General features: G+C 66.1%; 19 protein-coding genes and 1 pseudogene. 11 read left to right on the top strand and 9 right to left on the bottom strand.

Annotated elements, in window-relative coordinates:
• The first annotated feature begins 235 nt into the window (after positions 1 to 235).
• From istA to B0T44_RS20500, 3 genes and pseudogenes are all read left to right on the top strand, one after another.
• Positions 236 to 1,801: pseudogene (gene istA / locus B0T44_RS20510) on the top strand (IS21 family transposase).
• The gene (gene istB, locus B0T44_RS20505; protein WP_077120905.1) at positions 1,798 to 2,592 is read left to right on the top strand and encodes an IS21-like element helper ATPase IstB; all 795 of its coding nucleotides are present in this window, start codon (positions 1,798 to 1,800) and stop codon (positions 2,590 to 2,592) included. Before istA ends, istB begins: the two are co-directional and overlap by 4 nt.
• A gap of 152 nt (positions 2,593 to 2,744) precedes the next feature.
• Positions 2,745 to 3,710 (top strand): DUF1152 domain-containing protein, encoded by a 966-nt coding sequence (locus tag B0T44_RS20500; protein ID WP_077120907.1) that lies wholly within the window; start codon positions 2,745 to 2,747, stop codon positions 3,708 to 3,710.
• Between the two features lie 518 nt (positions 3,711 to 4,228).
• Here B0T44_RS20500 and B0T44_RS20490 read toward each other — a convergent pair.
• Positions 4,229 to 6,361 (bottom strand): alpha/beta hydrolase family protein, encoded by a 2,133-nt coding sequence (locus tag B0T44_RS20490; protein WP_077120912.1) that lies wholly within the window; start codon positions 6,359 to 6,361, stop codon positions 4,229 to 4,231.
• A 147-nt stretch (positions 6,362 to 6,508) separates the two neighbouring features.
• Between B0T44_RS20490 and B0T44_RS20485 the strand changes: the two genes are divergently transcribed.
• A complete protein-coding gene (locus tag B0T44_RS20485; RefSeq protein ID WP_139347983.1) occupies positions 6,509 to 7,666 on the top strand; it encodes a sensor histidine kinase in 1,158 nt (385 codons plus the stop codon).
• The gene (locus tag B0T44_RS20480; protein WP_077120916.1) at positions 7,638 to 8,273 is read left to right on the top strand and encodes a response regulator transcription factor; all 636 of its coding nucleotides are present in this window, start codon (positions 7,638 to 7,640) and stop codon (positions 8,271 to 8,273) included. Before B0T44_RS20485 ends, B0T44_RS20480 begins: the two co-directional genes overlap by 29 nt.
• A 318-nt stretch (positions 8,274 to 8,591) precedes the next feature.
• Here the strand turns inward: B0T44_RS20480 and B0T44_RS20475 are convergent, their stop codons facing one another.
• Positions 8,592 to 9,137 (bottom strand): CAP family protein, encoded by a 546-nt coding sequence (locus tag B0T44_RS20475; protein ID WP_175648130.1) that lies wholly within the window; start codon positions 9,135 to 9,137, stop codon positions 8,592 to 8,594.
• A 475-nt stretch (positions 9,138 to 9,612) separates the two neighbouring features.
• On the opposite strand from B0T44_RS20475, the gene B0T44_RS20470 reads away from it, so the two are divergent.
• The gene (locus tag B0T44_RS20470; RefSeq protein ID WP_077120983.1) at positions 9,613 to 10,236 is read left to right on the top strand and encodes a TetR/AcrR family transcriptional regulator; all 624 of its coding nucleotides are present in this window, start codon (positions 9,613 to 9,615) and stop codon (positions 10,234 to 10,236) included.
• Positions 10,236 to 11,024 (top strand): SDR family oxidoreductase, encoded by a 789-nt coding sequence (locus B0T44_RS20465; RefSeq protein ID WP_077120920.1) that lies wholly within the window; start codon positions 10,236 to 10,238, stop codon positions 11,022 to 11,024. The genes B0T44_RS20470 and B0T44_RS20465 overlap by 1 nt, the downstream gene beginning before the upstream one ends.
• A gap of 186 nt (positions 11,025 to 11,210) precedes the next feature.
• Here B0T44_RS20465 and B0T44_RS20460 read toward each other — a convergent pair whose 3' ends face one another.
• Entirely contained in the window at positions 11,211 to 11,891 is a 681-nt protein-coding gene (locus tag B0T44_RS20460) for a nuclease-related domain-containing protein (RefSeq protein ID WP_175648131.1), read from the bottom strand.
• 271 nt (positions 11,892 to 12,162) lie between these two features.
• On the opposite strand from B0T44_RS20460, the gene B0T44_RS20455 reads away from it, so the two are divergent.
• Complete coding sequence (locus tag B0T44_RS20455; RefSeq protein ID WP_245839126.1) at positions 12,163 to 13,410, top strand: site-specific integrase; 1,248 nt, start codon at positions 12,163 to 12,165, stop codon at positions 13,408 to 13,410.
• Between the two features lie 164 nt (positions 13,411 to 13,574).
• Here B0T44_RS20455 and B0T44_RS20450 read toward each other — a convergent pair whose 3' ends face one another.
• Positions 13,575 to 13,961, bottom strand: coding sequence for a recombinase family protein (locus B0T44_RS20450; RefSeq protein ID WP_081512414.1), 387 nt, complete (start codon positions 13,959 to 13,961; stop codon positions 13,575 to 13,577).
• A 75-nt stretch (positions 13,962 to 14,036) separates the two neighbouring features.
• Positions 14,037 to 14,495, bottom strand: coding sequence for a MarR family winged helix-turn-helix transcriptional regulator (locus B0T44_RS20445; RefSeq protein WP_217697557.1), 459 nt, complete (start codon positions 14,493 to 14,495; stop codon positions 14,037 to 14,039).
• 76 nt (positions 14,496 to 14,571) lie between these two features.
• Here B0T44_RS20445 and B0T44_RS20440 point away from each other — a divergent pair, with 76 nt between their 5' ends.
• Positions 14,572 to 14,997 (top strand): spore germination protein GerW family protein, encoded by a 426-nt coding sequence (locus B0T44_RS20440; RefSeq protein ID WP_217697558.1) that lies wholly within the window; start codon positions 14,572 to 14,574, stop codon positions 14,995 to 14,997.
• 23 nt (positions 14,998 to 15,020) lie between these two features.
• Here the strand turns inward: B0T44_RS20440 and B0T44_RS20435 are convergent, their stop codons facing one another.
• From B0T44_RS20435 to B0T44_RS20425, 3 genes are all read right to left on the bottom strand, one after another.
• Positions 15,021 to 16,295 (bottom strand): MFS transporter, encoded by a 1,275-nt coding sequence (locus B0T44_RS20435; protein ID WP_077120926.1) that lies wholly within the window; start codon positions 16,293 to 16,295, stop codon positions 15,021 to 15,023.
• Between the two features lie 65 nt (positions 16,296 to 16,360).
• Entirely contained in the window at positions 16,361 to 17,533 is a 1,173-nt protein-coding gene (locus B0T44_RS20430; protein ID WP_077120928.1) for an NAD(P)/FAD-dependent oxidoreductase, read from the bottom strand.
• 31 nt (positions 17,534 to 17,564) lie between these two features.
• Positions 17,565 to 17,912, bottom strand: coding sequence for a DsrE/DsrF/TusD sulfur relay family protein (locus B0T44_RS20425; protein WP_077120930.1), 348 nt, complete (start codon positions 17,910 to 17,912; stop codon positions 17,565 to 17,567).
• Positions 17,913 to 18,047: 135 nt separating this feature from the next.
• On the opposite strand from B0T44_RS20425, the gene B0T44_RS20420 reads away from it, so the two are divergent.
• Positions 18,048 to 18,713, top strand: a complete 666-nt coding sequence (locus tag B0T44_RS20420; protein ID WP_077120933.1) for an ArsR/SmtB family transcription factor — start codon at positions 18,048 to 18,050, stop codon at positions 18,711 to 18,713.
• A gap of 141 nt (positions 18,714 to 18,854) precedes the next feature.
• Here B0T44_RS20420 and B0T44_RS20415 read toward each other — a convergent pair whose 3' ends face one another.
• Positions 18,855 to 19,070, bottom strand: coding sequence for a hypothetical protein (locus B0T44_RS20415; RefSeq protein WP_139347984.1), 216 nt, complete (start codon positions 19,068 to 19,070; stop codon positions 18,855 to 18,857).
• Here B0T44_RS20415 and B0T44_RS20410 point away from each other — a divergent pair.
• Entirely contained in the window at positions 19,039 to 19,329 is a 291-nt protein-coding gene (locus B0T44_RS20410) for a site-specific integrase (protein WP_245839124.1), read from the top strand. The two genes, B0T44_RS20415 and B0T44_RS20410, sit on opposite strands and share 32 nt — an antisense overlap.
• Positions 19,330 to 19,697 lie beyond the last annotated feature (368 nt).

Below are 19,697 nucleotides of genomic sequence, written 5' to 3'. Positions count from 1 at the left end.
ATACCCGTCTGCGTGGTTCTATCGGTGATCTGTGACGTCACTCATCGGTGGATGTGGACGTCGGTCGGGATCGGGAGATGTTCGTATCGGCGGATTTTGACGTCGTGATCTTGGTTGCGGTGCGAGGATCGGTGTGCTTGGTCCCGGGTCCGGTCCTGGTGGAAGTGAGCCGCTGTTGCCTCGTCAGTCAAAGGTCGAGCTGTATGCCGCGATACGTCGGGATGCTCGGGCGGGGATGTCGGGGCGGGCGTTGCAGGCCAAGTACGGGGTCGGGTGGCGCACGGTTCAGGCGGCGACGAATATGGTGTGGCCGGCGGAGCGGAAGTCGTATCCGCGGCGGGGGTCGAAGCTGGATCCGTTCAAGCCGTTCATCGACGAGGTGTTGCGGGCTGATCTGGATGCTCCGCGCAAGCAGCGGCACACGGTCACGCGGCTCTATGCCCGGTTGATCGACGAGCAGGCCATGACCGGTATCGCGTATTAGACGCTGCGGGACTATGTCGCTGACCGCAAACCTCAGATCCGGGCAGAGGCGGGACGCGGCCCGGCGCAGGTGTTCATCCGGCAGAGCCATCGGCCGGGTGAGGAAGCCGAGGTCGATTTCGGTGATGTGACGATCCGGCTGCGTGGTGAGCTGGTCCAGGTCTATGTGTTCGCGCTGCGGTTGTCGTTTTCGGGAAAGTCGGTCCACCGTTGCTTTCTCTCCGGTGGCCAGGAAGCGTTTTTCGAGGGCCACGCGCACGCGTTCGCGGTGCTGGGCGGTGTTCCGTTCGGCAAGATCCGCTACGACAACTTGCGCGCGGCTGTCGCTCGGGTAATCGGGTTCGCCCGGCTGCGTGATGAATCCGACCGCTGGACCGCGTTCCGGTCGCATTACGGTATCGAACCGTTCTACTGTCAGCCCGGCATCGACGGCGCGCACGAGAAAGGCGGAGTCGAGGGACAGACCGGCTGGTTTCGGCGCAACCGCTTGGTCCCCGTTCCCGAGGTCGAGTCGATCGACGAGCTCAACGCCATGATCGATACCTGGGATATCGAGGACGAGCAGCGTCGGATCGGGGCCCGGCCACACACCATCGGTGAGCACTTCGCGACCGAGAAACCACTGTTGGCGCGGCTTCCGGACGAGTCCGCCGAGACCGGCCGCTGGTTCAGTCCCCGGGTCGACAAATTCTCCCAGGTCACCGTCCGCACCAACCGATACTCGGTGCCGGTCCGGCTGATCGGACGCCAGGTCAGGGTCCTGCTTCATGCCAATCACCTGGTGGTCTTCGACGGCCGCGCCGAAGTCGCCCGCCACGAACGCCTACTCGGCAAAGCCCAGTCACAGCTGGATCTGGACCACTACCTGGAAGGTTTGCTCCGCAAACCCGGTGCGCTGCCCGGCGCGACCGCGCTCGAACAAGCCCGCGCCGCCGGGAAGTTCACCCCGGTCCACGAAGCCTGGTGGGCTGCGGCTCGCAAAGCACACGGCGACCGTGACGGCACCCGTGCACTGATCGAAGTGCTTCTGCTGCATCGCCATCTGCCTCACGATCATGTCGTCGCCGGCCTGGCGGCCGCGCAGCAGGCCGGGGCACTGACCGCCGACGCGGTTGCTCTCGAAGCCCGCAAGATCGGCGAGACCCTGGATTGCGAACCTGCGGTGGTCGACCTCGATGCACCCGACTCGGTGCCGTCTCTGACCGAGCGCCGCCTGGCTCAGCTACCGCCGGATCGGCGCCCGCTGCCTTCGGTCGCGGCCTATGACCAGCTGCTACGCCGAACGCCCACCACGACGAAAGGATCCACCACCGCATGACAAACTCCACACCGCGTCGTCATGGCATGACCGAACAGGCCGCCGACGCCGCGGTCGACCAAGCCTGCCGCATGCTGCGGCTGCCCACCGTCCGGTCCCAATTCAACGAGATCGCCGAGAACGCGAGCCGCGAACAGATGACTTACCGGGCCTTTCTGGCCGAGCTGCTGATCGCCGAATGCGACGACCGAGCCCGCCGACGCTCCGAACGCAGGATCCGCGCCGCAGGGTTCCCCCGGGACAAATCACTGCGCGCGTTCGACTTCGACGCCAACCCCAACATCGACCCCGCCACCATCCACACCCTCGCCAGCGGAGACTGGATCAAGAAAGGACTGCCGCTCTGCCTGATCGGCGACTCCGGCACCGGCAAATCGCACCTGCTCATCGCGTTGGGCACCGAAGCCGCCATGCAGGGCTTCCGGGTCAAATACACCCTGGCCACCAAGCTGGTCAACGAACTCGTCGAAGCCGCCGACGACAAACAACTGACCAAGACCATCGCCCGCTACGGACGCGTCGACCTGCTCTGCATCGACGAACTCGGCTACATGGAACTCGACCGCCGCGGCGCCGAACTACTGTTCCAAGTCCTCACCGAACGCGAGGAGAAGAACTCCGTGGCCATCGCCTCAAACGAATCGTTCTCCGGCTGGACCAAAACCTTCACCGACCCCCGGCTCTGCGCCGCGATCGTCGACCGCCTCACCTTCGGCGGCCACATCCTCGAAACCGGCACCGACTCCTACCGCCTCGCCCGAACCGCCCAAGCCAAAGCCGCCGCGGGGTGACACCGGAGTTCACCGATACATCCCAGCCGACTCTCGCCACAGCGACGTCACGATTCACCGATACTCTTCACGGCTCGGTGCTGCCGAGCCTTCGTCAGCCCAGGGAGGCCGAGCATCCCCACACAGACCAGGAGTGCTGAATACTGCGACAGATGTCCGCACCTACCCTCTTCGACACACCAATACTGCACCGCCTGCACGACTGCGAACGGATCCTGATCGCTGGTGCCGGCGGCGGGCACGACCTGCTCAGCGGCCTACCCATCGCCTTCGCACTCCAGGAGCGACACAAAACGGTGTTCCTGGCGAATCTCACCTTCACCCCGGTCCACCGCACCACCGCGCAGCCGGTCGCGCCGGGACTGTTCGAAACCCACGCCGACACCAGTGGCCCACCTGGCTACTTCCCGGAGAAACACCTCGCGGCCTGGTTACGAGGCCACGGCTACCCCGACCGCGTATTCCTCATCCGCAAAGCCGGGCCCGCCGACATCCGAGCAGCCTACGCCTGGCTGGCCCGTGAGCTGCGCCTGGACGCGGTGGTGCTGGTCGACGGAGGCACCGACCTGCTCATGACCGGCGACGAAGCCGGTCTAGGCACTCCGGTCGAAGACATCACCAGCCTGCTGGCCGCCCACGCCCTCGACCTGCCGGTCAAACTCGCCACCTGCGTTGGGTTCGGCAACGACACCTACCATGGTGTCTGTCACGCCCACTTCCTGGAAAACGTCGCCGCCCTCACCAAACTCGGCGCCTACCACGGGGTGTTCGCGCTCACCCCCGGCATCACAGCCGTCGATGCCTGGCTGGACGCGGTCGACTGGGTCCAACAACACACCCCCGGCCGGGAAAGTATTCTTTGCGCCTCCACCACCGATGCCGCCCGCGGCGAGTTCGGCGACCACCACTCTCTGGCACGCACCCGCGCCAAAGGCGCCGAACTGTTCATCAACCCCCTCATGTCTATGGTCTGGGGATTCGACCTCGACGCGGTCGCCAACCGAGTCCTCTACCGCGACCACATCGCGCACGCCACCACGCCCTTCGAAGTCGCCGCCGCGATCGAAGCATTCCGCGACCACACCCCCCTGCGTCCTCGACGAACCATCCCCGTCTGACAACACCGACGCGCGCGACACACCCAGCAAGCGACGTCAAATTCCACCGTCACAAACCAGCGACCGAGCCAACAGCCGACACCCGAATCCACCGACCAACGACGCCCGAGTTCACCGGCATAACCATCTGCGGCTGAAGGTGTCGCCCAGCTGCCAGCGCGACCACGGTCCCATCCAGCATCACCACCAGTTGCAGCCCGCCGAGAACGACGATCGGCAGCCCCCACACCCGGCTCGGCCCCGCGCTGGTGACCGCGTCCGAGGGGATCGGAGCCAGCGCCGCTACCGGGCATTCGGTAGGAAAGCCGCCGTCCGAGCAGGTGCTCGTACAGCTCGCGGGTCCTCAGGATGCCACTAGCTTCCATGTCCGGCTGGCAGAAACCGGTGTCCATACACCGGAACCAGAGTCGGCACGCCCTGCAGCCACTGCCACGCCCGGTCCACCGCCTCATCGAGGTCGCCCACTGGCAGCCCGGCCGCAGGTTCTGATCATCGCTCCTCTGTCCTTGCTGTATGTGCTAACGAAGTGTGCGTACGCCGCCGAAGAACATCTCTCCGCTGCGGGTGTCCCTCTGGATGGCAAGCGTCACCGAGGTCGCCGCCCTAGACTGGGCAGCTCGCACGGTCGGCCCATCGAGGCGGAGAAGAAGTGTCTGCGGCACCGGTTGGGATGCGGGGACAGGTTGCAGCCATGCAGCTTTGAGATATGTGCTGTTCAGCTGCGCAGGGACCTCCGTACGGTCGACAGGAGGGGAATCGATACCGGTCGGCGACGTCAGGTGTGCCTCGATCACGACCGGTGCAGTGACCCCTACCAAGTCCACGGCAATCGTGACGCCGCCCGAACCGAGGTCGTCCGGCAGTGGCACGATGATCGTTGGTTGTGTGCCGTCGTCTGACCAGGTCAGTCGGCGAACGAGTTCGTCTCCGGGCCCCGCGCGCAGGGGTAGCGCGACGAGGGTGTCCGAGGTGAATCCGGTGAACTCGGCGTCGAGTGTGGCGGCTCCTGCCGCGGCGTAGCGGCTCGCGTAGTTGGTCTCCGGTAGCCAGTGGGCGTTCGCTTGATAATCCTCGAGCAATGCGCGGGCGGCCGCATCGCCTGTCAAGCTCGCTTGAAGGAACGCGTTCGCATACCCTTGCGCGAGGCGTTGCTGCTGCGCGGCCGGTAGCAGAAGGCCCGTGTCGATGAAATGTTTCGGCAGACCGTATCCCACGTCGTATGTGCCCCAGCGGGTGTTGAAACGTGTGTGATTGATGCCTTCTGCGTAGACGAGCGCCTTGAACCGCTCGGATTCGCCGCTGAAGCTTGTTCGCGTGAACTGGTTGAGCCCGCCGAAGCCGATGACGTCGGAGTCCTGTGCGCCCTGGAGCACCATATAGTTCACGTCGACCAAGGAGGTTGGTTCGTCGTCCGGTCGGTAGAGGCCGTCGGTCGGGGCGATCGCGAACAGGGCGTCGATCTGAAACCGCTCGTGTTCGGGTTGCTGCCCGTTCAGCCGCGTCGCGGTTGCGATGGCTTCCCCACCCCGAGAGTGGCCGATGAGCCCGATTCGATCGATATCGACGCGTCCCTGCAGCGGGCTGTCAGGGTCGACGGCCCAGTGCCGCCATGTTCGTAGGTGTTCCAGGACCAGCTGGCCTCGTGTGGCATCTGCACCGGTGAGGCCGCCGGAGCGGTCGAGTACGCTGGTATTCAGGAAGTTCTCGTCGATGGCAGCGACCACGAACCCGTTGCTGGCCAGGTGATCTGCGAGGTACTCGAAACCTTCTTCGGAGGCATCGACCGAGCTGGTGTTGCCATGCACGATGACAATCAGGGGGGCGGGTTCGCCGCCGACAGGCAGCCAAGCTCGGCCATTGATCGGAAGGTCTTGCGCACCGAATCCCCAGTGGGCGCTGCGCTGCTCGTCCCAACCTCCGAGGATCGCCGTTGCATCCACCGATATCGTCCGTAGGTCGACGCCCGACCCATACCGTTCGCGTGTGTCCGTGCCGCTGCCGTAGGTCAATGTCTCGATGCTGTGCGGGCCCCGCACTGTGGGGTCGAGAGACTGCGCCTCCTCGGCGGCCGTGTCGGGCGACACCGCTGTTCGGGAGCCGAACGAGCCCGGTGCTGATGCGCCCGCGACCGCAAGCCAGGCTCCGGGCACTGTCAATACCAGGAGGCCGGACACCGCGAACGCGGCTGCTGCGGTGACAGATCGGTCCCGGTCGCGGCGGGTGGCGAACAACCAGCCGACCCCTGCGCCCAGCAGTGTGGACCCGACCACCAGGACAGCGACCGCCAGATACCAGCCTGTGACACTTGCGCCAGCTCCACGGGTGCCGAGGATGAACACGCTTGCGAGCAATGTTGCGAAGAACGCGAGAGGTAAACGCGCAAAGCGGCCGACCGTGAGCTGGAGAAGTCCGGTGAGCAGCAGTGCAACCACCAGAGCCAGCATGAGGTCTGCACACAGGGAACGAAGCAGGATCTGGGTGAATCCGGGCTGTGTCTGGTCTGCGGTCGCCCACCCGGTGGCGAGGGCTGTGGTCGAGGCCAAGGCGAGGGCGGCGCCGGTCCACGGCTGGTGCAGGCGCGGTGCGGGTTTGCCGAACAGCCGCCGCCACGACCGGCGGAGCTCAGACTCTGATGTGGCGTTGACGCTCATACCTTTCAGCACATCAATCGGCGGGCCACGCGTGGAAGCACAAAAGGGTTGGAACCCACCATACGAAAGTAGGGGAAGTCGATACGAAGGGTCCGATGCTGCAGTCGGTTCGGTCGACGTCGTCGCGGCTGAACTACGTTGAGGGCCGTGGATGGACTTGCCCGTGGACCACGACATCTACGCGTCAACGGAATGGTCGTGGTCGTCGTTGTGGCGCTTGGAGCGGCGCGAGAGCTCGTCTTGCCCCAACAGCCGACTCGCCTGATTACCGCGTCATCGTGGTTCTACATCGCGATTGTGCTCATGTCCGCGGTGCTGCTTCTGTCCCGGGAACATCGTCCGGTGCGGACGGCGTGGGGGATCACCGCTCTGTCTCTGCTGAACCCTAACTACGCGTCGCTGGTTGCGGCCTACAGCCTCGGGGCGTCCGGTCGGCTGACTCCCCGTCGCTGTGCTGCCGCGGTCGCATTGACCGCGGGATGGGCTGTCGGCGCTGGAGTGTTCGCGATGCCCAGCGTGGAAGCGGCGACGACAGGCCCTGGTTTGATCGCCGCGGCCGTACTCCTGGGCCTTTATGTCGGTGCGCGGCGGAACCTGATCGACTCGCTTCGCGACCGGGCAGCGCGAGCAGAACGCGAGAAGCACTACCTCGCTGAACGAGCACGTGCCGAGGAACGGGATCGGATGGTGACCGAGATGCATGACGTGGTCGGTCATCGGTTGACGATGATGGTTCTCCAAGCAGGTGCGTTGAGCGTGGCCGCCGACGAGCCAGGAGTCCGAGAGGCCGCCGAACAACTGCGCCGATCAGGCCGCGAGGCGCTGACAGAACTGCGGGACGTTGTCAGGCTCCTTCATAGTGACCCGAGGATTTCGGCAGGACTCGATGTCGTGCTGGGCGAACTGGTCGCGAAGTCTGTGCAGGCAGGGATGGCAGTGGTGTTCACCCAGGAGGGCACCTGCACGTCCCTCGACGGACACACGGGCCATCTGGTGTTCCGACTCGTACGTGAAGGATTGACCAATGCGCATCGGCACGCGCCGGGCGCACCAGTTGAAATCACCGTCCGATACGGAGCCGCCGGAGCCCGCGTGGTGATCACCAACAGCGCGCCCACCGACCGCACGTGGGGTTCGGGCAGCGGCCTCGGACTGCGGGAACTCGCGCGCCGGATCGAAGACATCGGAGGAACCGTGGGCGCCGGCTCGGCGGCCGACGGCGGGTTCACTGTCGACACCTGGATACCCACAAGATCCACTCCGGTAGGGTCGGCCTATGATCCAGGTGCTCATTGTCGACGATGAGCACCTGGTCTGCGAATACTTGCAGTTGATCCTCCAGTCCGCCTCGGACATCACCGTGTCAGGCGCCGCACACAACGGTGCGGACGCGATCAAAGCGATCGGCCGACTCGCCCCTGACGTGGTGCTGATGGATCTGCGGATGCCAGAGATGGATGGACTGACGGCGATCGAACATCTGATGTCAGGTCCCGAACCTCCTCGGATCATCGCCCTGACGACCTTCGACACCGACGGCCACGTGATCCGAGCAATGAAAGCGGGAGCTGCGGGATTCGTACTCAAGTCCACGCCGCCACGCGATCTGATCGGGATGATCCGGGTCGTCGCCGACGGCCACACAGTGCTATCGGACGACGTGGTGTCACACCTGTTGCCGCGGGAAACCCCGGAAATCAAGCACACCCGAAACACCCTCGACACTCTCAGCGACCGGGAACTGAAGGTACTTTCGCTACTCGGGCGCGGTGCGAGCAATCGGCAGATCGCGGAGACTCTCTACTTGTCGGAAGCCACCATCAAAGGTCACGTATCGCAGATACTACGTAAGTTGCAGTGCCAGAACAGGTCCCAGGCCGGAATCCTGGTGCGCAGCATGGGAATGCTCTGAAGCAACTTCCCAAGGCGACCCCACCGCGCCGGCTACATCAAAGGCGTGAACACGAAACTGCCGAAAACCAACGGATATGGCGTAGTCACAGCTGACCGCAGGTGAGGACCGGTTCAGCCTTCGTTCGCCGACTGCTCGGACTGCAAGGCGGTAGTCAGTATCGGCGTTCGGCGGGTCGGAAGGTTTCACCGAGTCGGTCGTAGGCGTCGCGGACCTCGCTGGGGATGTCTTGCTGGATGTCACAGCGAGATGACCGGGGTGTGACTGTTGCGGTGACATGCCTCGCGTGTGGGTGCGATGCTCAGGAAGGGCTACGGTTCAGCGTGGACGTGGCACGTTCTCCTGGAAAGCCTCGCGAGTGTTGAGGTTGCCGGGCTCTTTGTAGAGAGCGACAACGAAGTGCTTGTTGTTCTTTGTGTCGAACCCGATACCGAGTTGTGTGCTGGCCTTCCACACCAGTTGTGTGAAATGCCCGGTCTTGTAGTCGAAGCCGGGGTTGTTGAAATCGTAGTCCTTGATCTCGTTGTACCACCCCTGCGTGGCCGCTTTGACATGTTGCACAGCGTCCGGGGTCCCACCGGATGCGAAGTAGAGGTTCTCTCCGGCGCCGTTCTTGTAAGGACACGAGTGATCGATCGTGCCCTTGCCGGCGTAGTACTGCGCGCATTGTTGGGCACGGGTGACCAGATCCTGGGTCAAGGCCATGGGCGGTGTCCCGTGGCGGGCTCGGTACATGTTGTGCGCCTCGAGTCCGGCCTGCGCGAACGGCGGGAAACCGGTCTGCCCGACGGCCGGCCCTCCGCCGGCGGCGAGCACGGCAAGCAACATAGAGGCGGTGATCGACACCAACCGTCCGACACGCACGACAACCTCCCTGAACAGTGAGCAATAACGAGCCAGAAGACCACCGGAATACCTACGCTCGATAGCGATCCGGGTGGCGGGAAGCATACCCGTGAAGTCTCTCGCGCTCACTTGTAACGATCCCAACGTGGGTGGATACCCGTGGAGCTTCCCGGGTCCTCCTTCCGCAGAGACTTCGCGGTCGGCCGGGGTGAGTGTGCACGAGCTCCGCGACCACCTTGTTCCGAACCGGCTACCCAGTTCTCAGAGCGTGGCGAAACCTACTCGGAGATGGCCGGTTTCATCGGTGGCCGTGCGTGACGCGAGCCGTCAGGACCGCGGTCGTCAGCGATCCGCTGGGCTTGTCATGAGTTATCCGAATGGATAACGTTATCCGGGTGGATAACGAACTCTGTGCTGCTGATCGCGGACATGTTGAGCCGCAACGCCGTCCACCGGTAACCCACCCCCTGGTCGGCAAGCAGGTGCGGTGGCCATGACGTCCCGTCAGGCAGCGACCGCTGCCCGCAAAGAGCAGATCATCGGTACCGCGATCACGCTGCTGGGAGAGCTCGGATACCAGGCCACCACCTTGGAGGCCATCTGCGAGGAGGCCGGGCTCAGCAGCAAGCGGCTGATCACCTACCACTTCTCCACCAAGGATGAGCTGTTTGCCGCAGTTGCCGATCACATCGCCGCCAGCGCCGAGACTTCCGTACAGTCCGCCCTCACGGCTGCGGCCAGCGACCGCGAACTGCTGGCCACTGTCATCCGGGCAAACGTGGCGTTCATCGCCGACCACTCGCCGCAGATGCGAGCACTCCAGCAGATCCTTCTCAACGGCGGCCAGGGTGTCTGGGAGCGACACCACATCGAATCACTGAACGGTCTGGCCCGCCTGTTCGCGCAGGGGCAGCGAACCGGTGCCTTCCGGTCTTTCGATCCGCAGGTCATGGCGGCGGCGCTGCGAGCCTCCATCGACAGTGTCACCCCTCTCCTTTCCGCTGGACTCGACCCTGTCTCGTGTGGAAACGAACTGGTCGAACTCTTCGACCGCGCTACGAGTGAACAGCCCCGACACGACGGCATCGTCGGTCCCTCGACCGGAAGGAAACAGTAATGACACACCCAGGGACTGCCGGACGAACGTATGTCGTTACCGGCTCCGCATCGGGTATCGGCGCCGCAACCGCGAAGATGCTGCGCGAGCGCGGCGCCAAGGTCATCGGTTGCGACCTCGGCGACGCTGATATCCAGGCAGACGTGTCCACGCCCGAGGGGCGGCAGTTGTTGGTCGACCAGGTGGCCGAGCGTGGGCCCATCGACGCAGTGCTCGCCATCGCCGGAGGCGGCAAAACCGGCCTCCTCGAGACGAACTACTTCGGCGCTGTCGCGACCCTGGAAGGGCTACGGCCGCTGCTGGCACAGAGCCAGGCGCCCAGAGCTGTGGTCGTGTCGTCGACCTCGTCGCTGGCCCCCGCGGACGAGCGTGTGGTGCAGGCATGTCTTGACGGTAATGAAGCCGCCGCCGTCGCCTACGTCGATGCGGATCCCTCCCTCGGAGGCGCTACCGGCGCCTATGGCATCGCCAAGCGCGCGCTGAATCGCTGGGCACGCAAGGTCGCCACAACACCCCCTTGGGCAGGAGCAGGCATCGCCCTCAACGTCGTCGCATCTGGTGTCGTCGACACTCCCGCAGCCTCCTGGATCTTCGCGAGCGACGAGACACGGACCGCGGTGGAGGCCGCAGCGCCACAACCTTTCGGCGGCTTTCCCGGACGACCGGAGTGGGTCGGCGAACTCATCTGCTGGCTCGCCGGTGCGGACAACCGCTTCGTGACCGGTCAAGTCGTCTTCGCCGACGGCGGGGCGGAGACAGCGCTGATCGGAGATCTCCACTGGCGCTGACGTTCACCTGGTTAGGCGCTCGAACTCGCCACCGCTGAGGCCGCAGCGCAGACTTGCGCAGGAGCGGGTGCCGCTGCGCCTTCCGGGTCGGCACGGGCGTATTCCTCAACCCGCTTACCGAGGTAGCTGTCCGCGTTCTTTCCAGCTGGGCAGGAAGCCGAGCGCCGTGACTGTTCGAAGTGGTGATCAGTCCTGGTCGGCTGGGCTACGGGTGGACCACACGTCGTGGACGGTGTGGTGGCTGGGTTGCTCGCCGAGAGCGGAGGCGAGCAAGTCGCGGCGGCCGCCGTAGAGGTGTGACGGTCCGAGGCGCCCGATCATGGCGTCTACGCAGTCGGCTGTCCACTGCACCTTCTGTGCGCCGAGACGATGGAGGTAGTAACGGAAGACGTCGAAGTCTTCGACGGTGATGTCGGTTTTCTCCGGATGCGCCGGAGTATCCAGTGACGGAACATTCTGGCCGGGCAGCAGCATCACCACCACCAGACCGTAGACGAAGCAGGGCTGGTGGGTGGTGTGGGTAGCCCAATTCTTCATCGCCAGGGTGTTCGCGCGGACCTGCTTGATCGGGTTGTGGTTGTAGCTGTTGCCGTAGACATCGGCGATACGGCCATCACTCATCGACCACGGGCCGTTCGGCGGGACCACCAGTATCCCGTCCTGGCGGCTGCGGAAACCTTTGACCTCGACAACGACGCACCGTTGCCGAGCCCAGATCAGCGCGTCGAGCTGGCGGGTACGCCCTCTGCTGGGAACATCGACGTTGAGAAGCGCTACCCCGGGTTGAGCCGGGCTCCATTCGATCCACTCGGCGAACCGTTGCTCAGCTGATGACAGCTCCACATCCGCCTCGACCAACAACAGCACAACAACCTCCCCGCCTGAAATGCCCACCTGCTCTGCCAGAGCATCCGGAGAATCAACGGAATATGTTCTGAATCAGCGACTTTCGCCGCTGCGTACCGGTGTCCTCTCCCGGCAGGTGAGTCCTCGCTGGCGTACGACGATGCGTTCAGGTGCATCAAGCGCGGTCGGTACGAGGTGAGCGCTGCCTGTCCCGGGGCAGTTATTTATTTCGGGCGCACCACGTTCCGGGCGAAACCGCACACCACGGCCATGATGCGAAACAATGCATGGCGTGCGCTCCCCAACTGACGACCCGCAACCTCCCCACCGCAACGACCCGGAACCGATACGCTCCCACAGCGCAGTCGTCGCCATCCCCGACACCGTCCGCACCGAACTACGTCGCGGCGTCCGCAGCGTCCTCATCGACACCGCCGCGCTACGACTCGTCCGCGAACAATTCGACGACCGGCAAGCCGGCGCGCTCGCCCGATACCTCGAAGCATCCCAATCGGCCAACACCGTCCGCGCCTACCGCACCGACTGGATCGCCTGGTCGGCCTGGTGCGCCGCCGAGAACAGACAAGCCCTGCCCGCCGACGCACTCGACGTCGCCGTCTACCTCGCCGCGGCGGCCGACACCCGCAACCCCACCGGCACCTACGCATTCAGCCCCGCCACCCTGGAACGCAAATCCGCCGCCATCGCCGCCGTGCACGCCGCCAACGGCCTACCCTCACCCACCCGCTCCGACGTCGTCCGCCTCACCCTGCGCGGTATCCGCCGCACCCGCCGCACCCAACCCCACCGCAAACGCCCGATCCTGCTGCACACCCTCGACGAACTCCTCACCGGACTCCCGGCCCCCGGCTGGCCCGGTGAACCCGCCCGCCGCCGAGACACCCTCGCCCTGCTGATCGGTTTCGCAGGCGCCCTCCGTCGCAGCGAACTCGCCGCGCTGCGCGTCGGCGACATCCACCTCGGCCAAGACCACCACACCGGCGAACCACTCCTGCTGATCCACTTGCCCACCAGCAAAACCGACCCCACCGGCATCACCGGCCATCGCGTAGCCCTCCCCCGCGGCCAACGACCCCGCACCTGCCCCGTCTGCGCCTACACCGACTGGGTGCGTCTCCTCGAAGCGCACACCAGCGGAACCGAACTACGTCACTGGGTCGCCGCCCACGCCATCGACCCCGGCATCCATCGATGCCACGCCTTCACCGGCACCACACTCCACCCCGAACATCCTGTGTTCCCGCAGATCACCCGCCACGGAACACTGCGCGCCAACCCCATATCAGGCCGAGCCGTCGCCGAACTCGTCAAACGCTACGCCGCCCGCGCCGGCCTGGACCCTACCCTGTTCTCCGGGCACTCACTACGCGCAGGCTTCGCCACCCAAGCCGCTCTCGGTGGCGCAGCCGACCGCGAAATCATGCGCCAAGGCCGCTGGTCCAACCCCCGCACCGTGCACGGCTATATCCGCACCGCCGACCCCCTGGCCGATAACGCCGTCACCAAACTCGGCCTCTGAGACAGGTATGAGGAGGAATTGCCTTCAATGCAGCACTGCACATCGTCGCGATGAGGGCTATGTCGCAGGTTGAGAGCACTTGACATTTTGGCGTATCGCCGTGAAATTCGCGTTCTACCTGGGCGATCCAGTGTTCCACGCACAAGACGCAACAATGTTGTGTTTTAGTGCAACATCATCGAGAGGGCTGATCTGCCCGGTGCGGCGCACCTTGTGCTTGCCGATGGTGTCATCTGGACCCTGAGCGGGTGGTGTTCGATGGATTCCGGTCTGTTGCGGGTTTTGCGGGCGACGTCGCGGTGTCGGTCTTCGGCCAGTGCGAGGGCGAGGTCCAGAATGAGGCTGTGCTCGGTGTGCTCTCCGGCGGCGATGCCGTGCAGGATCTTCACCGCGACGCCTTGTTGGAACAGGTCGTTGAGCACGATCAGTTCTTCGAGGAGGGTGCGGCCGAGGCGGTCGGTTTCCTGGGACGGTGAGCATGTCCCCGGAGCGCAGTAGCCGAGAGCGGCTTGGAGGCCGGGCCGTTCGGCGAGAGTGAGAGTGCCGCTGATCTTTTCTTCGAACTGGCCGGGCGTATCGGCGAGTGACCTGGTCGGACCGGTCGTTGCGTCTTACTGGGCCCGGGGTCAGGGTTGGTGTCGCAGGGTGGTCAGGATGGTTTCCAAGACGGTGAGGAAGCTGCTCAGTTCGGTGTCGGGGGTGTCGGTGAACAGGGCTTCGGCCAGGGCGTTGCGGCCGTTGCGCAGGTCGGTGGTGAAGTCGCGGCCGCGGTCGGTGAGGGTGACCAGCACGGCGCGGCGGTCGCTGGGGTGGGGTTCGCGGGCGATGTATTCGTCGGCGGCCAGGCCGTCGAGCAGGCCGGTGATATTGCGGGGGGTGACGGCGAGCAGGTCGGCCAGGGCGCGTTGAGTGGTGGGTCCGGTGTGGTGCAGGGCCCACAACAGGCGGGCACGGGCGGGAGTGAGGCCGTGTTCGGCCATCCCGTGTTGCATCATCGCGCCGAGGACTTCGGCGAGTTCGAACAGTCGGTCGGTAGCGGCCCTGGTGAGGTCATCACCACCCGCGATATCGTGTAGTGACTCCACTATGTAGTGGCCTCCTTTCTGTTCAGGGTAGCGCGGGCAGCACGGAAGGTCCGACCGGATTGGGTAGGTGATGGCTATGCCGCAGCAGATAGAGAAGGCCTCGGCCGGTGGCGATGGTGGTGGTGCGGCGCAGGGGTCGGTGCGGTTGCTGGAGCGGCTGGCCGAGCGGCTCGGGGCGAAGGCGTCGGTGTCGGCGGTGTTCGGGGATCCGATCGTGGCCGAGGGGGTGACGATCGTGCCGGTGGCGCGCAGCGGGTTCGGGTTCGGTGGTGGCTCGGGCCGCTCGACCGGTGACACCGAGACCGGTGAGGGCGGCGGAGGTGGTGGCGGGGTCGACGTGCGACCGCTGGGATATATCGAGATCCGCGACGGGCAGGCGGTGTACCGGCCGATCCGGGATCCCTGGGTCGATGTCGCGGTGCCGCTGGCCGCAGTGGTGATCGGTGCGGCCGCCCCACGCGCGATACGGGCCTGGTTCCGGCTGCGTCGCCGCACCCGTTGACCCTTCGGCCGGTGGCGGCTGGGTCAGGGTCGGCGGGTGCGTGCGGTGAGTGCGGCGGCGGGCACGACGGTCAGTGCGAGTAGGCCTCCGGCGAGGGCGAGGGTGGGGTAGCTGGCGGCTGCGACCATGAGTCCGGAGCCCATTCCGCCGGCGGCGCCGGCGATGGCGATGGTGACATCGACGGTGCCTTGGGTTTCGGCGCGGGTGGCCAGCGGTACCGTGTCGGTGATGATGGCCGTGCCCGCGACCAGGCCCAGATTCCAGCCGAACCCGAGCAGCGCGAGCGCTACCGCCAGCATGATGACGGAGTCGCCGTGTGCCGTCGCGGCGAGGATCCCTGCGGCGAGCAGGGTTACCCCGGAGGCAGCGGCGACCGGCAGGCGCCCGTAGCGGTCGACGAGCCACCCGGTCAGCGGGGAGGGCAGATACATTCCGGCCACGTGGACGGCGATCACCAGACCGGCGGCGGCGGTGCCGTGTCCGTGGTCGAGCATGTGGACCGGGGTCATGGTCATGATCGCCACCATCACCAGCTGGGTCAGCGCCATCACGAACCCACCGACCGCGATGCCGCGCCCGGAACCGGTGGCCGGCAGGTCCTCAGTGTTATCGGCGGCCGCCGAACCGGACTCGGAATCGGCCGCGCCGACCTTCCGGGCGAGCAGCAGCGGGTCGGGCCGCATCCACACCAGGAGCACGAGCGCGGCCAGGGTGTAGGCGAGGGCTGCAAGCAGGAACGGCCCGGCCAGATACGGGGTCCCTAGAGCACGGGCCAGGGCGCCGGTGGGGGCGGCGAGGTTGGGGCCGACCACACCGCCGACGGTGGTGGCGACCAGCACCGTGGAGACCGCGCGGCCGCGGTGCGAGACGGTGGCCAGGTCGGCGCCGGCGTAGCGGGCTTGAAGGTTGGTGGCGGTGCCCGAGCCGTAGACGAACAACGCGGTGAACAGCAGGATCGGGTTGTCGGCCACCGCGGCGGCGATCACCCCGACGCTGCCTGCCGCGCCGGTGAGATACCCGGCCGCCAGCCCAGGGCGGCGCCCGCGGGCCTGGCTGATACGGCCCACGGCGATCGCGGCGAGCGCGGAACCCGCGGTGAACAGGGCACTGGGAAGCCCGGCCAGACCGGTGGAGCCGAGCATGTCCTGGGCCAGCAACGCGCCGACGGTGATCCCAGCGGCCAGCCCGGCACCGGACAGGATCTGCGCGGCTACCAGAACGATCAGCGCGCGCCGTTGCGCGGAAACAACGGTGGCAGGCCGGTCGGGATCGGGGAGGTGGGTGATGGTGCTGGTCATGGGGACTTCTTTCACCGAAATGCCCGCACCGACCACCCCGGAGTGGGTGGCCGGTGCGGTGGAGGTCAGGCGTGGGTGTTCCAGCGGGTCAGCCAGTCCCGCTCCTGCTGTTGCTTCTCCTCGTGGAAGTCCGGTGAGGGTTCGCGCAGCTGCACCTGGGGGGCGGGTTCGGCCAGGAAATGGCCCTCGCCTTTGGCCGCCGAGCCGTCACCGAGTTCGACGTAGCAGGCGCCTTCGCCGGTGAACCGGGTGTCGGGGGCGTCATAGCCGAGGGAGCGGGCGGCCTGGTGCGCGGCCACGCAGGCTTGGGCTTCGGCGAAGATCGCGGCCTTCGGCAGCGGTTTGCCGTTGGGCAGCAGCAGCGCAGTGCTGTCCCCGACCGCGAACACTCCATCGGCTGTGGTGGCCAGGGTGGCCGGATCCACCGGGATCCAGCCCGCCGAGCCCAGCCCGGTAGAGGCGGCCGCGGCTGTGGGCGCGTGTGGTGGGACCACGGCGAGCAGGTCGAACTTTTCGGTCGATCCGTCGGCGAACGTGATCGTTCGTGCGTTCGGGTCGACACCGGTGGCGGCTTTGCCGCCGTGGAACCCGATTCCTTTGGAATCCATCAACTCCACCAGCGCGTTCCCGACATCGGGGCCGGCGACCGGCATCGGCAGCGGGTCCGGGGTGAACGCGTCCACCCGCACCCCGTCGGTGTGCTTGTCGCCGAGCTGGTCGGCGATGAGGAACGCGGCCTCGAACGGCGCGGCCGGGCATTTGAACGGGGTCGACGCCACCAGCACCATCACCCGCCCGGACTCCAGCTTCCCGATCCGCTGGTGCAGATCGGCAGCGCCGTCGACGGTGTAGAACTCCCCGGCCACCCCGGCATCGAGGGCGGCGGGCAATCCGGGGAGCGCGGCGGGGTTCAGTCCGGCGCCCAGGGCGATCACCAGGGCGTCGTAGCCGATCTGCCCGGACGCACCGCAGTCCACCTTCCGCTCCGCCACATCGATACCGGCGATATCCCCGGTCACCATCTGGACTCCGGGTAGCGCCGACGGGCCGGGTGCCACGGTGACCTGTTCGGGGGTGCGCCAGCCGCGCAGCACCCACAGCGACGACAACCCGAGGCTGCCGGTGAACGACCGGTCGACGAGCACCACCCGGTCCTCGGCCGGCAGGACGTTGCGTAGTTCGGCGGCGGCGGTCAACCCGCCTACCCCGGCGCCGAGCACAGCGACGGTTTTGCTCATGCGCTTCTCATTTCTCCCAGTCCGACGAGGGTCAGACGTTGATGACCTGGTCAGCCCAGGCGGTCCATTCGGCCAGTTCTGCCATCGAGGAGCGATGCGCCCCGTCGACGAGCTGGTCCTCGCTCATCCCGCGCGCGTCCATACACGCCCCACAGTTACCGATCACCCCGCCCTTGCCGGTCAGCGCGCCGGTCATCTTCGCCAGGTTGTAGAAGCCGTTGGGGACCTTCTGGCCCGCGGTCACCGCGATCACTGCGTCGGCGAAGTTGAACACCCGCACCGCGTGCCCGGCCTCCAACATCTGCCGCGCCCAGCGGATCCCGTTATAGGTGCGCTCGGTGCCATACGGCGGATCGTGCAGAACGAACAGATAGTTCACTGTGGGGTTCTCCCTGGTCGATGCCCCGGCACCAGCGTGCCGGGAGATGGGGGGCGGCGAATACAATCACCACATTCGACGTTATTCCAAAGAACTATGGAATAATCTATTCCAAAGAGTATTGGAGAAGCAAGAGTGGATGAGCCCACAGGCGGCAAAGCCGCCCTCTTCGACGAGATCGCCCGCGTCGGCAAAGCCCTCGGCAACGGTCGCCGCCTGCAGATCCTCGACCTACTCGCCCAGGGCGAGCGCACCGTCGAATCCATCGCCGCCGTCACGGGGATGAACCTGACCACCGCCTCGGCCAACCTGCAGGTACTCAAAACCGGCGGCCTGGTCGAGGCTCGCCGCGACGGCACCCGTCAGCACTATCGCCTTGCCGGTGCCGACGTCGCCCGCCTGTTCGCCCTCGTGCAAACCGTTGCCGACAATCATCTGGCCGCCGCGGCGCGCGTCGCCGCCGAGATCCTCGGATCTCCCGACGACGCCATCACCCGCGACGAACTCATCCGCCGCCGCGATACCGGTGAGATCACCCTGCTCGATGTCCGCCCCCACGACGAATACGCCGCCGGTCATATCCCCGGCGCCGTCAATATCCCAGTCGCCGAACTCGCCGACCGCCTCGCCGAACTCCCCACCGGCACCGACATCGTCGCCTACTGCCGCGGCAGTTACTGCGTGATGGCCCCGGAGGCCGTCCGTATCGCCCGCGCCGCCGGGCGCGAGGTCAAGCGCCTCGATGAAGGGCTGCTCGAATGGAGCCTCGCCGGCCTACCCGTGGACACACAGCCCGCCTGACGGTGCCGGTATTCGGGATTGCATCCTGTACCGGGGTACAGGCTTACCGTCGAGATACGACGACCACATCAGAGGTACCTGCGCGAATTCCGGCTGCGGAGGCGCGGCCGCCACCTCCTGACACCGGCGAAACCACAGTGCTCATGCTGTGTTCGGGGTTCGGGTGACGAGGGTGATGTCCAGTTCTTCGGCTCGGCCGCCCTCGGTCAGATGCTGGGTAGTGACGTCGGTGCCGAGCAGTTGCACCGCCAACCGCTTGCTGTTGGCTTCCGCGCGCCGATCGGGTGGCAACAGCAGGTGGCATCGGGCCCGGATCGCGCCGTCGATGCGGCCGAACTCGGCCGCCAGCTCCATCACCGTTTTTCCCGCGCGCACCTGCTCCACCAGGCGCCGGCACTCTGCTGTCAGCCTCGTCAAACGCTACGCCGCCCTGGACCCTACCCTGTTCTCCGGGCACTCACTACGCGCAGGCTTCGCCACCCAAGCCGCTCTCGGTGGCGCAGCCGACCGCGAAATCATGCGCCAAGGCCGCTGGTCCAACCCCCGCACCGTGCACGGCTATATCCGCACCGCCGACCCCCTGGCCGATAACGCCGTCACCGAACTCGGCCTCTGAGACAGCTTTTGGGCCCGCTGCACGCTCGAATCGACCGAGATGATCCACTCGACCTCACCCGAGCGAGCCGTTGTTGCCCGCTCTTGGGGGCTAAGGGGGTAGTGGTGCAAAACAGCGCTCACCGAGTTTCTGAACGTCGCGGAAGCAATGGGTCCGCTCATGGCAGCGACAGTGGTCGAGCTGAAGACCGCACGGCGCAGAATCGGCAACAGCGGCGTGCCGACCGTCCGCGCGGCCATCGGTGACTTCGTCGGCTCCCCGAAGATCAAGGGCAATGCCAACACGTTGCGCGCCTACACTAACGTGCTCAATCGGACCGCCGAGACGATCGGTCCCGGCCGCAAGCTCGCCGAGGTGGACGACACCGA

Source organism: Nocardia donostiensis, from assembly GCF_002081715.1.
In the GTDB taxonomy this organism is placed as follows: domain Bacteria; phylum Actinomycetota; class Actinomycetes; order Mycobacteriales; family Mycobacteriaceae; genus Nocardia; species Nocardia donostiensis.
This window is presented reverse-complemented; position numbering and strand designations above follow the sequence as displayed.

Coding starts and splice junctions, on each gene's coding strand:
- B0T44_RS20465 (WP_077120920.1), top strand. CDS start 10,236: ATGACACACCCAGGGACTGCCGGACGAACGTATGTCGTTACCGGCTCC.
- B0T44_RS20470 (WP_077120983.1), top strand. CDS start 9,613: ATGACGTCCCGTCAGGCAGCGACCGCTGCCCGCAAAGAGCAGATCATC.
- B0T44_RS20480 (WP_077120916.1), top strand. CDS start 7,638: ATGATCCAGGTGCTCATTGTCGACGATGAGCACCTGGTCTGCGAATAC.
- B0T44_RS20430 (WP_077120928.1), bottom strand. CDS start 17,533: ATGAGCAAAACCGTCGCTGTGCTCGGCGCCGGGGTAGGCGGGTTGACC.
- istB (WP_077120905.1), top strand. CDS start 1,798: ATGACAAACTCCACACCGCGTCGTCATGGCATGACCGAACAGGCCGCC.
- B0T44_RS20490 (WP_077120912.1), bottom strand. CDS start 6,361: ATGAGCGTCAACGCCACATCAGAGTCTGAGCTCCGCCGGTCGTGGCGG.
- B0T44_RS20500 (WP_077120907.1), top strand. CDS start 2,745: ATGTCCGCACCTACCCTCTTCGACACACCAATACTGCACCGCCTGCAC.
- B0T44_RS20440 (WP_217697558.1), top strand. CDS start 14,572: ATGCCGCAGCAGATAGAGAAGGCCTCGGCCGGTGGCGATGGTGGTGGT.
- B0T44_RS20435 (WP_077120926.1), bottom strand. CDS start 16,295: ATGACCAGCACCATCACCCACCTCCCCGATCCCGACCGGCCTGCCACC.
- B0T44_RS20410 (WP_245839124.1), top strand. CDS start 19,039: ATGCGGCCGAACTCGGCCGCCAGCTCCATCACCGTTTTTCCCGCGCGC.